The organism is Pedobacter sp. UBA5917, assembly GCF_002432345.1.
In the GTDB taxonomy this organism is placed as follows: Bacteria; Bacteroidota; Bacteroidia; order Sphingobacteriales; family Sphingobacteriaceae; genus Pedobacter.
In genome coordinates, this window is sequence record NZ_DJDT01000122.1 from 1 (window position 1) to 9,692 (window position 9,692).

Below are 9,692 nucleotides of genomic sequence, written 5' to 3' on the forward strand. Positions count from 1 at the left end.
GAGTAGCTTAAAAGATTTGGCTATCGCCAGGTTTCCATAAATAGTAGCACAAACCCGAGTTAATAAACGGGATAGTAGCGGCAGCCTCCGATTTTTTCTATCGGAGCTATAGCGTATAGCCCGGCTAACATTAAAATAATCGCTGCAATTGCTTTTCAAAATGATATGATTACTATTTTACCAAATCTTGCAATTGTTTAGCATTTTGCAATGCTCCTGTACCCCATGTATTATTGAAATACACAAAAACCTCTTCCGTTGTATGTTCAATCTGTTGTTTAAAAGCTTTAATTACATGAATATCATACTCAGATTTGTACAAAATAGGTTTGCCGTGAAAACGGTAATAAATGGTTTCAGTATTTTGGATAACATCATCAGGCAGGGCAGAAGGGTAACTCTGTCCGCTAAAAATAATGCTGTTTTTGGCCAGTTTTTTATAAATTTCTTCATCAAACCAACTGAGGTGGCGGAATTCTACCACATTTCTAAATTCTGGGTTTAAATTTTCGATCAATAAGCTCAAACGTTCTTTACTGTAATCAAATTTCGGTGGAAACTGAAACAGCACGCAGCCCAATTTCTCTTTCAGTCCTAATTGTATGGCTTCATAAAAATCATTGATCAGCTGTTTACATTCATTAAGCTGTTTGTAATGGGTAATTAAACGCGGAGCCTTAATGGTAAACACAAAATCGCCTGGACTCTCGCCGTACCATTTATCAAACGACTTTTGCGTAGGCATTTTATAAAAAGTAGAATTGATTTCTATCGTATTAAAATGTTCGCAATAATATTTAAACCAATCTTTTTGTGCCAATCCTTTAGGATAGAAAACTTCTTTCCATTCGCGGTAATAAAAGCCCGAACAACCAATATGCCATTTCATGTATAGGAAACAGGTTGCAAACAGAAAGGTTTATCAATCGCTATATACCGCAGTAAAAATGATTAACGAAATACCGATATATCCCGACAGTTTTAAATAAATGTTATTCTTCTTAAAAATAAATCCAAGTATTAGCATGATGAGCAAATACAAAAACGAAAGGATTAAAAATCCTGTAAAAGGAGAATGGCGGTTATGCTTCTGATCTAAATGATTTAACGGAACGGAGAAAAATATTTCTATTACAACAGGCAAAATCCATCCGGTACAATAGCATATAAATATTGTCCAGGCGATAGGATTCTTTTTAAAAGCTTCGTTGGTTTCTTCCATTTTTTATTGTTAATACCCAGCTGTTGGAATGGTAACCCTGATTAATGCACAAAGATGCATCATCTCGATTGGAGCATTGCGGAATGGAGAGATCTGCCTTGATAGATCTCTCGACTACGTTGCACTACGCTTGAGATGACGGGATGAAGGATCTTTTAATCCAGTATAGCTTTTTGGTTTAAAATTTGCTCTGATCGGAGATCAGATTATGAAAACAAATTAAAAAACTATGAAAACACTCTTTAAATTAACTGCCCTTGCGCTCGTACTTTCGGTTACAGCATGCAAAAATGGTGGTAAAAAAGACAGCAACGACAAAACATCCTATGCCGAAGCCGATGAAAAAGATGTAAATGCCATTATCGAATACAATAATGTGGTGGTAAGCTTTACAGATAAGAACAATAGTTACCTCAAGAGTCTTGAAAGCAATTTAGAAAGAATTGAGAAAGGCCTGCAGAAACCAAATGACCGTTTTGCTTTTCTGGGCTTAATGACGCCTTTTTCTATGAGTACCATTAGTAATAGCAAGATAAAACCCGATACCCCTCCAAATGCTTTAAACAGCAATGATCAAAAGTTTTTCAAAGAGAATGTGGTCGCTATGACTAAAGTGCTGGATGGTATTAAAGCAACCTACAAATCGCTGGATGAATATATCAAAGCCGAAGATTGGAAAGATGACAAAGGTGTTAAAGGAAAAGCCCTGGTAGATTCTATTTATAGCATGGGCAAAAAATACTACACCTATGATGAAGTGGTACTGGCAAAACTGAATATTATCGGCGATGATGCCGAACGGGTAATTTTGAAAACACATCCGTTAAAAGAGTATATTTTCGCTTTAAAAGACGATAGGAACAAAGTAGCCGAGTTTACCAAACTATTAGCCGACAATAAAAACTATAAAGCTATAGAAGCGAAAGCTAAAACTGCCTATCAGGCACTTGAAGATCAGTATAATAAACAGGTGGCAATGGCAGCGCCGGATGCAGCCAAATTCCCTGGAAAAGATGGCTATTTCAGAAATTTTAACGAAAGGTTAAACGACTATTTAATTGCTGCACGCAAAATGATGCGCGATGCATCTGCATCGGGCAAGTTAACCGAATATAATATCGAAGAACTGGTTAGGAAACAGGATAGTATGCGGTCTGCCTACAATAATTTTGTTGACTAACTTTTAAAAAGAGGTTGGATGACCAGCTGAGTTCCCCGATGAAAAATTGGGACAAATAGTCGAAACGACTTCAATGAGGTTAAGGTTCTTTGACATTTCGTTAAGCTCATGCAGGCTAAGCTACCATGGACAGACTCCAATAAAAACCGTCATCTCGACTGAAACGCAGTGTAATGGAGAGATCTGCCTCGAGATAGATCTCTCGACTTCGTTGCACTTCGCTCGAGATGACGAATCTCTGGAGTAGCCATTTCATTTAGCATATCTGTCATTAATATTGATTTTTATGCAATAAATTATTCCTCAGAATGACAATCCAATTTTTGAATATCCTTTAAAACAAAAAAACCGATGCCAAAAGCATCGGTTTTTATTTTATGTATCATTCGTTACTCGAAATATTCTTTCATTCTTTCGAAGAAACTTTTGTCATTTTTACCTGGCTGAGGCTTAAAGTTTGGCGATTCGCGCAACTTCTCTAAAGCACTGCGTTCTTCGCTGCTTAAAGCTTTTGGTGTCCAGATGTTGATGTGGATAATTTCATCACCCCTGTGGTACGAATTTACCTCTGGTAAACCTTTACCTTTTAAACGCAATAATTTTCCGCTCTGGGTACCTGGATCGATTTTAATTTTTGCTTTTCCATCAATGGTAGGCACTTCAATGCTCATGCCTAAAGCTGCATCAACAAAACTTAAGTGTAGATCGTAAACCACATTGTTACCTTCGCGTTTTAATGTTTCGTGGGGCACCTCTTCGATCAAAATAATCAAATCGCCAGGGATACCGCCATTTGGTGCGGCATTTCCTTTACCGCTCATGCTTAACTGCATACCTTCGCTTACACCGGCAGGAATGTTAATGGTAATGGTTTCTTCGCCACGTACCACACCATCGCCATGGCAAACTGTACATTTAGAAGTAATCTGTTGTCCGCTTCCGTTACAGGTAGGGCAGGTAGATGCGGTTTGCATCTGTCCCAAAATGGTATTGGTTACCCTACGTACCTGGCCACTGCCACCGCAGGTACCACAGGTACTTACCGATGATTTATCTTTTGCGCCAGAGCCATCGCAGGTTTTACAAACGATCAGTTTATTAACCTTGATTTTCTTTTCGGCACCGTGTGCAATTTCTTCAAGGGTTAATTTAACTTTGATACGTAGGTTAGAACCTTTGGCAACCCTACGGCCGCCACGTTGCTGACCACCGCCACCACCACCGAAAAAGCTCTCGAAAGGGTTGTGACCACCGAAAATATCCCCGAAATTGCTGAAGATATCGTCCATGTTCATGTTGCCGCCGCCGTAACCACCTGATGCGCTGCTGCCTACACCGGCATGACCAAACTGATCATAACGCTGTTTCTTTTCAGCACTGCTTAATACCTCGTAGGCTTCTGCAGCTTCCTTAAATTTATCTTCGGCAGCCTTATCGCCAGGGTTTTTATCCGGGTGATATTTAATTGCCATCTTACGATAAGCTTTCTTTATCTCGTCAGCAGCTGCGCTCTTGCTTACGCCTAATACGTCGTAATAATCTCTTTTACTCATTTTCTTTATAACATGTTGAAATGTTTGAATGTTGAAACGTTCAATGTTTCCGGCTCAAACAAATACCCAGTTTTTTTTAATGTTGGAATGTTATAATGTTAAAACGTTCCAATTTTACAACCTTTCAATTTGAAAGCTTACTTGTTTGGAGTAATATTTTAACTTTCCAACCTTCTACCTTTATTGCCCAACTACTACTTTAGCAAAGCGGATCACATTATCATTTAAAGTATAACCTTTTTCTACCTCGTCGATTACTTTTCCTTTAAGTTCTTCGGTAGGGGCAGGGATATTGGTAATAGCTTCATGGAAATCGGTATTAAACGGCTGGTTGATGCTTTCTACATCTTTTAAACCTTTTTGTGCCAAAGTATTTTTCAACTTATGGCTTACCAATAATATACCTTCTTTAACAGGTGCAACATCGGCAGCGGTTTCCATTGCTTTCAAAGCGCGGTCGAAATCATCTAAAACAGGTAAAAGTGATACAATTACATCTTTGCCGGCTGTTTGCAACAGTTCTACACGTTCTTTTTGTGTACGGCGTTTGTAATTGTCAAATTCAGCGTATAAACGTAAATATTTGTCGTTAAGCTGTTGTACCTCTGCCTGCAATTTTTCTTCTGCAGTTAATTCTGGTGCCTGCTCAGTTTCATTTGTAGAAGCATCAGTATTCTCTACATTCTCAGCAGTATTTTCTGATGTATTTTCAGTATTCATTATATTTTCTTCTTTATCGTTATTTTTCTTCTTATTAAACATAATACTAGGCTGAATTTTTTTTGTGTTGATCTCAACTATTTTGCCATAAACGTAAATCAGCCAAGCTGTCAGATTTATTTGGATTTATCTGAACAGATTGGCTGATTAGCTGACGGATGTCAGAATTTTTTATACAATTTGGGCATCTTCATGCACAATTCCGTTTTCACATTTGATAATGCGTGAAGGGAAAGTACGGATGATGTGATAATCGTGCGTGGCCATTAAAACCGCGGTTCCGGCCTGGCTGATCTGCTTTAGAAGTGTTACAATTTCTTCTGATGTTTCAGGATCCAAGTTACCCGTAGGTTCATCGGCAAGGATAATTTCGGGATCGTTTAACAAAGCCCTGGCAATTACGATACGCTGTTGCTCACCGCCCGAAATTTCGTGGGGCATTTTTTTGATCTTCGAGCGTAAACCTACTTTATCCAAAACATCTTTAATGCGCTCATTAATCAGTTTTTCATCCTTCCAGCCTGTTGCTTTTAATACGAATTCGAGGTTTTTCTCGATGGTACGATCGGTAAGCAACTGGAAATCCTGGAATACTACACCCAATTTACGGCGCAAAAACGGCACCTGACTTTCTTTTAGGTTTTTAAGGTCGAAACCGGCAATATTGCCCTCACCGTTACCGATATGAAGATCGCCATATAATATTTTAAGCAAACTACTCTTACCCGAACCTGTTTGACCGATCAGGAACACAAAATCGTCTTTTCCGATGTGTAAATTTACGTTTGAGAGGACTAAATGTTTCTGTTGAAAAACATCAACGTTGCTTAAATGAATTACTGAATTGCCTGCCATATTTTATATTTCCAATTTTGCAATCTGCCCAAAAGGCAAATCTTTAACCATTTCCATAATGTAATCCTGCTTGTCGCCAAGCCCCAGTTTTTCCAACGATTTATCAGGCCTATCAACCCTAAAATAAGCTAAAAGCGTAAACTTGTCGTCTCTTAACTGTACGTAATCCGGAATTTTGGCTATGCCTTTTACTTTAACGATATACATTGTGCTCAAAAATAGCATTTCCAATTGAGAAGCGAAAGTAAGAACCCCTTTTTATCTCATCAGCATTACCCAGCCGGTATAGGTTTTAAAGTCTTCATTTAAATAAACACTGTAATAATATACCGCCGGCGGGAGGTCTTTTCCATTCATTTTGCCATCCCAGGGTTTAAAAGTGCCGGTACTTTGATAAACCAGCTGACCGTAGCGGTTAGTGACTTTTATAATTGGATTGGGAAAGGCCGAAGCCGCAGGGATATTCCAGGTATCGTTTGTACCGTCGCCATTTGGTGTAAAAGTATTTGGGATAACCACTTTCGGGTAAACTTTTATAAAAACATCATCACTGCTATTGGTACAACCCAGGTTGGATACCACATTTAAAGTGTAAGTAATGTCCTTTGGTGGCGTGGCAACAGGGTTTAATTTTGTAGCATCATCGAGATAATCGGATGGCATCCAATAATACGTAACGTTATCGCCACTTGCTTTGCCACTTAAGGTAATGCTTTGTCCGGTCACTATTTTTTGATCTGCTCCGGCATCTGCTCCTGCATTTTTATTTACGTTGATGGTAATCTGTTCTGTTGCTGAGCAGCCTCCATTCGAAACCTGAACGGTATAAGTGGTTGTTTCGGTAGGTTTAGCTATCGGATTGGAAATTTGTGGATCGGATAAGCCTGTTGATGGTTGCCAAAGATAAGCAGTACCGCCCCCAGCTTCGAGTTGAATCGATTGCCCTTCGCAAATGCTTGCTGTTTGTATATTGGTTGTGGCAATTACCGGATCTAATACCTGGGCAAATACCGTTTTTGGTTGTGCCGTACATCCATTTGTGGTAACCAGTACGGTATAATTGCCTTCCATAGCTTTGGTGGCGTTCGGAATAATGGGGTTTTGGTCGGAAGAAAAGATTTGGCCATTTGGATCTGTCCAGCTGTAGCTTGTTCCGCCAGATGCATTGAACCGGATGGTGCCGCCAATACAAACCGGAGTAGGATTTCCAGCTACAGCAATTGGAAATGGATTAACATTAACCGTTAATGGCGATCCGGCAATCCTGCAGTTTGGCGAATTGATGTTATTGCCATCGCCAACCAGTAAACGGTATTGATAAACACCTTTAACTGCGTTTACAAATGGGACGGTAATTTCTGTGGTTTGCTCATTGGGCACATCTGTAAAGCCACTGCCCGTATTTACCTGCCATTGGTACCTTGGGTTTGAGTAAACACCTGGTGTAACATCGGTTTTGAAATTGAATGTAGCACTATTACCTTCACACAATTGAGCCGATGTTGAAGCATTTCCTGTTATCGATGGTATTAATGTTGGTCCGCAGGCACTAAACGTAATATCATCCAATGCTAAATCGTTCCCATTTCCTCCAGGATTTTGGTTGGTCATTTTTAAGGTGATGATTCCTAAATTAGTTGGTGTAACAAATGTTGTGGCGTATCTGATCCAACCCGTGTTTTCAGGGATGTCATTGGTTGAAAATGGCACTGGAAGTATGTCTACCCCATTATTTTGTATCGAAAATTTAACATTGGGCCGGATGCCGCGATCTCTTAAAATATTGATAATCCATGCAGAAAATTCGTAGGTGGTATTGGGGCAAAGATCGGTAACAATAGTCTGATAAAATACTCCGAGATCACCTGAGGCATTAACCACCATCATGTAGCCGTTAGGATCGTTTGGTGTGTGGTTTACAATGTTTTGAAGCCAGCCCGGATTTAGGCCAGCCGTAGTTTTGGTAATAGTGTATTCGCCATCGGTGGTAGATCTGTTGGTATAAATGTAGTTGGTAATACCACCGGGTAGAGGCGCTCCGAAGGTACTGCTGCCGGAACCGAAAGTTTCATTTTTAATCGGATCGCCCAGTGTACCATTACATTGGGCCTCTGCGCGAAAACAAAATAGAACAAGAAAGAGAATTAAAATTAAATGGAGATAACGCATTGCTTAAAGGGCATTTAGCGAATATCCAAATAAAAAACTGTAATTCAATTTGTTCCGTTAATTCAGTCCGTTCAAAAATTCAATAGTATTCACATTATCAGCATAATCCCATAACTTAGGATGCTGACTTTGGCCAAAATCAAAAGTATTATCGCCTAGCGGAGATTTGGTAATGATGCATTGGATATTGTCTGATTGTTCCTTTAATTTATCTTCAACCACTTTCAGATTTTCGTATTCTTCGTAAAAAAGAACAGCCAGGGGTGAGGTTAAACTTTCATCTTCTTTTAACAGCAAAAAGCCATTATCATAGTGTTTGGCTGCATTAACCAGGTATATAGATTTATTATAATCGTAATTGTTGTTGTATTTAAAATGGTTGATAATGGGTTGAAAGCTTTCAATACCCTCATATAAATTGGCGATATCGTAACCTTTCGGGAAATAAATTTTAGATACATTCCTGCAGCCCAGACCGAAATAATCAAAAATATCGGCACCTAAATGCTGTATATCCTCAAAACTTTCCGAACCATCCAAAACGGCCACGCTGTTTCTGTTTTTGCGGATAATATTGGGCACTTTGCCAAAATAATAATCAAAATAACGCGATGAATTGTTACTGCCAGTGGCAATAACGGCGTCAAAATCTTTTAAACGCTCTACATATTCAATTTTAGCTTCAAAAGCAGGCTCTATTTTAACCAGTTCGGCCAATACAGCTTTAATTAGTTTATCATCAGCCGACGAAAGTTTGATCAATGCGATATTTCCGGTAGCTAAAACGGATAAAACATCGTGCAAACCCACCAACGGAATGTTGCCGGCTAAGATTAAACCAACCTTTTTAGGGGAGGTACTTATCTTCACAGATTCGAACCATAAAGCCAAATCAGTAGCATTTAGCATCTCCGAAAATGATAAAATAGATTTTTTTATATTTTCCTGTGTAAACCACGCATTGGCACTTTCGGCACTATAAATTGCATTTCCCAGTATGTCAGTGGGGTTTGTAAGCTTTTTACCAAGTTGAACGAATGCGTTTATGGCTTTTTCGTGAGTTAATGCTGACATATTTAGAATTATTATTAATTGATTATATCTTATATTTGCGGTGCAAAGGTAAACTAAGCAAAAGAATTAGACGAAAACATGGCAATTAAAATAACAGATGAGTGTATAAATTGTGGGGCTTGCGAACCGGAATGTCCAAATAACGCAATTTACGATGCCGGTACTGCATGGCGTTTTTCTGATGGTACCAATTTAGAAGGTATCATTGATTTTGGTAATCAACAAATCGAAGCTGACGCGTCTCAGGAAGCGGTTTCTGATGAAGTATATTACATTGTATCCGATAAGTGTACTGAATGTAAAGGTTTTCATGATGAGCCTCAATGTGCAGCGGTTTGCCCTGTTGATTGTTGTGTGGATGACGAAGATATCCGCGAAACAGAAGAAGAATTATTGGCTAAAAAAGCTTGGTTACACCAGGAAGGATAGTCTTTATCAAATATTTACAATCAAAGTCTCGCATAAAGCGGGACTTTTTTTGTTTAAAGAGGTTTTGGTTTTTATACTACGGATGCACGGAAGGCACAATAACCAATAATCAATTTTCAATACCCAATAATCTATTTCGATTTATAAAAGCCTTAATGTTCTTAATTTCTTAATTGTCAGACGATAGAAAATACCCTGGTGTAAAAGATCCTTCGACTCCGCTCAGGATGACAAATCGCAAAGAAGGGCAATTTGCAGTTACTGATGAACCAATGGGCAGTGAACCGGTAAACAGTTTTCAGTTGGTCGTTTGCAGTTACCAATGAGCCAATGATTAATAAATAATGTCAAGCCTTAATGTTCTTAATTCCTTAATGGTCAGAATATGGAGGAATAACGCAGCTGAAAAAATCCTTCGACAAGCTCAGGATGACAACCACGAGGAAAGGAATTTCCGATAACAATTAATTTTTGCCACGGATGCACGGAT

At 38.9% G+C, this 9,692-nt stretch carries 10 protein-coding genes; 2 read left to right on the forward strand and 8 right to left on the reverse strand.

The window, feature by feature from the left end; all coding sequences use genetic code 11:
- Positions 1–172: 172 nt before the first annotated feature.
- Both B2V92_RS07350 and B2V92_RS07355 read right to left on the reverse strand, forming a co-directional pair.
- The gene (locus B2V92_RS07350) at positions 173–889 is read right to left on the reverse strand and encodes a DUF72 domain-containing protein (protein WP_293306320.1); all 717 of its coding nucleotides are present in this window, start codon (positions 887–889) and stop codon (positions 173–175) included.
- A 33-nt stretch (positions 890–922) separates the two neighbouring features.
- Positions 923–1,222: a hypothetical protein gene (locus B2V92_RS07355; RefSeq protein WP_293306322.1), complete on the reverse strand. Its 300-nt coding sequence runs from the start codon at positions 1,220–1,222 to the stop codon at positions 923–925.
- A gap of 229 nt (positions 1,223–1,451) precedes the next feature.
- Here B2V92_RS07355 and B2V92_RS07360 point away from each other — a divergent pair, with 229 nt between their 5' ends.
- Complete coding sequence (locus B2V92_RS07360; protein WP_293306324.1) at positions 1,452–2,402, forward strand: DUF3829 domain-containing protein; 951 nt, start codon at positions 1,452–1,454, stop codon at positions 2,400–2,402.
- Between the two features lie 389 nt (positions 2,403–2,791).
- On the opposite strand, the gene dnaJ is transcribed toward B2V92_RS07360, so the two are convergent.
- The 6 genes from dnaJ to B2V92_RS07390 all read right to left on the reverse strand — a co-directional run bounded on the left by dnaJ (position 2,792) and on the right by B2V92_RS07390 (position 8,773).
- Entirely contained in the window at positions 2,792–3,955 is a 1,164-nt protein-coding gene (dnaJ, locus tag B2V92_RS07365) for a molecular chaperone DnaJ (protein ID WP_293306326.1), read from the reverse strand.
- A 180-nt stretch (positions 3,956–4,135) separates the two neighbouring features.
- Positions 4,136–4,717 (reverse strand): nucleotide exchange factor GrpE, encoded by a 582-nt coding sequence (locus B2V92_RS07370; protein ID WP_293306328.1) that lies wholly within the window; start codon positions 4,715–4,717, stop codon positions 4,136–4,138.
- A gap of 129 nt (positions 4,718–4,846) precedes the next feature.
- Complete coding sequence (locus B2V92_RS07375) at positions 4,847–5,530, reverse strand: cell division ATP-binding protein FtsE (RefSeq protein WP_293306330.1); 684 nt, start codon at positions 5,528–5,530, stop codon at positions 4,847–4,849.
- A gap of 3 nt (positions 5,531–5,533) precedes the next feature.
- On the reverse strand, positions 5,534–5,737 hold the full coding sequence (locus B2V92_RS07380) for a hypothetical protein (protein ID WP_039476747.1): 204 nt from the start codon (positions 5,735–5,737) through the stop codon (positions 5,534–5,536).
- Positions 5,738–5,788: 51 nt separating this feature from the next.
- Positions 5,789–7,699, reverse strand: a complete 1,911-nt coding sequence (locus B2V92_RS07385; RefSeq protein ID WP_293306377.1) for a gliding motility-associated C-terminal domain-containing protein — start codon at positions 7,697–7,699, stop codon at positions 5,789–5,791.
- A gap of 57 nt (positions 7,700–7,756) precedes the next feature.
- Positions 7,757–8,773, reverse strand: a complete 1,017-nt coding sequence (locus B2V92_RS07390) for an acyl-CoA reductase (protein ID WP_293306379.1) — start codon at positions 8,771–8,773, stop codon at positions 7,757–7,759.
- 78 nt (positions 8,774–8,851) lie between these two features.
- Between B2V92_RS07390 and B2V92_RS07395 the strand changes: the two genes are divergently transcribed.
- On the forward strand, positions 8,852–9,202 hold the full coding sequence (locus B2V92_RS07395; RefSeq protein ID WP_090882873.1) for a 4Fe-4S dicluster domain-containing protein: 351 nt from the start codon (positions 8,852–8,854) through the stop codon (positions 9,200–9,202).
- The last annotated feature ends 490 nt before the right edge of the window (positions 9,203–9,692 follow it).